Origin of the sequence: Enterobacter sp. 01-M-03-SI-ECC, from assembly GCF_047530215.1 — a bacterium.
In the GTDB taxonomy this organism is placed as follows: Bacteria; Pseudomonadota; Gammaproteobacteria; order Enterobacterales; family Enterobacteriaceae; genus Enterobacter; species Enterobacter chengduensis.
The window spans coordinates 1-3,171 of record NZ_JBLKDA010000077.1 but is presented as its reverse complement, the minus strand read 5'-3'; the positions used below and the strand labels follow the sequence as shown (position 1 = coordinate 3,171).

Below are 3,171 nucleotides of genomic sequence, written 5' to 3'. Positions count from 1 at the left end.
GGTGACGGCATAGGAGTGGGCTATGGCCAAAGTTATCAGCCCTGGCTTAGAGCTCAGGACGTTAAATCCCGTGGAAACCGTTCGATAGTCTTTGGCCTTAAGACGTTTCGAAACCATCATCATGGGGTTTGAGGGCCAATGATGTAAAAAACCACGCTAAGGAGATAATTCATTGTTTAAATTGAGATTTAACGGCCTCAATTCCCCCTTCATAATATCCTCCGGTAGTGTGAACGTATAATGTCCCAGCATGTTGATATGACCGTGCATCAGAGGCGAAAGCCGCGCGATATGTTCATCCTCTGGCCCTTCCCCGATGCTGCGCAGGTGCGACAAGGCTTCCTGCATATAAAGCGTATTCCACAGCACCACTGCGTTTGTCACCAGACCCAGCGCACCCAACTGATCTTCCTGCCCCTCGCGGTAACGTTTTCTGATCTCGCCACGCTGACCGTAGCAGATGGCTCTTGCAACGGCATGGCGGCCTTCACCCCGGTTCAACTGTGTTAGGATCCGGCGACGATAGTCCTCATCATCAATATAGTTGAGAAGATACAGTGTCTTGTTAACTCTTCCGACCTCCATTATTGCCTGAGCAAGCCCTGACGGTCGGGTACTTCTCAATAGCGATCGAATGAGTTCTGACGCATGAATAGTGCCCAGCTTCAGCGAACCGGCAACCCGCATCATCTCATCCCAGTGGCTTTCGATTTTAGAAAGGTCAACACAACCCCGCGCCAGTTTGTCCAACGCCCCGTAATTCGCTGCTTTGTCGGCCCGCCAGAACACAGCCTCACCCGCATCCGCCAGACGAGGTGAAAATTGGTATCCCAGTAGCCAGAACAGGCCAAAGATAATGTCACTGGTACCTGCTGTGTCCGTCATGATTTCAACCGGGTTTAGTCCCGTTTGTTGCTCAAGTAGCCCTTCCAGCACAAAGATGGAATCCCGCAGTGTTCCAGGAATCACTATGCCATGAAAACCCGAATATTGGTCAGAGACAAAGTTGTACCAGGTGATGCCGCGCCCTGAACCAAAGTATTTTCTGTTGGGGCCAGAATTCACCGTTTTCACTGGCGTGACAAAACGCATACCATCAGCGGAGGCTACCTCCCCGCCCCCCAGTATCCTGCCAACGCTAACGAGGACTGAAAATCAACCAGCCGCGCATTGGCGCTAACCAGCGTTTCTGCTCGGATGTAGTTCTGTTTCACCCAGCTCAGACGATGGCGAGTCAGTGCAGGGATATTGTGCTTGATCAGCGGCTCATGTCCGATATTGCAGGCCTCAGCCAGCATCACCGCACACAGGCTTATATGCAGATCCTGCGCACGGGCACCTGACTCGCTGACATGGCTGAATTCACGGGTGAAGCCAGTTCTGGCGTCAATCTCGAGCAACAGTTCTGTCAGGTCAACGGGTGGAAGCAATTGTCTGACTCGGCTGCTCAGTTGTATCAGCGCCGGTGGTTCATCCAATTTATCCAGGCTGCTGATGGTCAGCGAAGGATGTTTACCTTCATTGCAGATGTCCACGGCGGTATTGCGATCAAAACGTGATGCCACCGTTTTCCAGGTTTCATCTAACTGAGCGGCCAATTGCTCCGATGCTTTACTGCCATTAGTGGGGTGACCCAATGCCCGGCAGACTGGAACCCGCTGCGCCTGCCATTCCTCCCCCTGAAGAAGTTTTTGGCGCGGATCACCCCAACGATCGCTGTTTTCCAACCAGATGTCACGACGGCGTAGCGCATCCTGAAGTCGCTCCAGCAGACACAACGAGTAACCTGCTCGCTGTATCCGACCGTCAGCATCGTACACCAGGCGTTTCCAAGGGCCTGAAATGATATGTTCAGGTGCATCGTCCAGGATCCGTTTTTTCGAGCCGTTTAGCTCTGCCAGGTAATGGATGGCAGCCAAGGTATGTTCACCGTCTGGGGCCGCACGGAAGTGCAGATCGCGCAGTAGTGCGGGCAAAAAACGCCTTACCCGTCCGTATTGCTCCACCATTTCATCCTGAAAGTTTGTATCCTGGGGGCGGGCCAGTTCATTCACTTTTTCCACGGACTCTGCCAGTCTGGCGACAGACACACTGCTGAATATGGTCTTTCGCAGCAAATCATCGGCGGTATCTTCATCAAGTAAAAGTGCGCATGCCCGCGCCAGCAGCAACGCCGCGCGGTCAAGATCCTTGAGCGTCCTAAGTCGCTTTTTCTGCCCGGTTTTCTTCGCCTCCCGGGTAATATTGAGGATCAGCATATCCAGCACGTCAACGGCCTCGTCCAGCGCCGAGATTTCTTGCGCTTTCACGAATGCGGTAAGGATCGCCAGCCGCCGTTCTTCTGGCATTCTGCTGATATATTTCACCGATGCCATTCCGGCATAGCGTGCCAGATTGCGGAGCTGTATGGCGGGCAGCCCAGTGAAATTCAGACAGGAAAACTCCAGGCTGCGCAGGCGAGTGTAACGTTCAAGTGCTTCAGTGAACGCGGGGCCGCTGATAGTGACAGGGCCTCTTTTTAGGTGCTCCATCACTGAGAGTCGCTGTCCTTCGGGGATTTCAAGTAACCCAGCCAGTTGTGCGGTCTGCCAACGGTTTGGCAGCGCGGCCAATTTTCGCCACAAGCGGCGGGTCGCACGCTCACGGATTTCACCAATGACTCTCGTCAGGGTGGATGCGGCTGGCAACAACACTTTATTTTGAAGCAACCACGCGGTGGCAAAATCGAACATCAGTCCGGGGCGTTCATTACTGAGCCATGCACGGGTATACAGCAATCGCTTCAGTCTGAACGACCACGGGAAATCACCGAAATCATGATAGCTATAGTGCTGCCTGATAAGCCCGTGGTGCTCCCAACGTGTGTTTTCCCTTTGAGCATAGCGGGAAATGATCTCTGGATAGCGGATGTTAAGTTGCCTTGCGACATAAAACTGGACACCGGGCGGTATTTGCATGAGATCGGACAAGAAGGTTCCCAGAAAGCGGGCAGTTGTGAGTTGAAGGGCAATTCCCAACCGGTTATGCCTGCCCCTACGCAGGTTGATGAAAGGGCACTGTTGCAAAGTTAGCGATGAGGCAGCCTTTTGTCTTATTCAAAGGCCTTACATTTCAAAAACTCTGCTTACCAGGCGCATTTCGCCCAGGGGATCACCATAATAAAATGCTGAG

2 pseudogenes are annotated in these 3,171 nt (G+C 53.0%); one reads left to right on the top strand and one right to left on the bottom strand.

Annotated features, from left to right (window positions below):
* Positions 1-120: pseudogene (locus tag ACMWKK_RS25995) on the top strand (transposase); the annotation flags it as partial.
* A gap of 36 nt (positions 121-156) precedes the next feature.
* Here ACMWKK_RS25995 and ACMWKK_RS25990 read toward each other — a convergent pair.
* Positions 157-3,050: pseudogene (locus ACMWKK_RS25990) on the bottom strand (Tn3 family transposase); the annotation flags it as partial.
* Positions 3,051-3,171 lie beyond the last annotated feature (121 nt).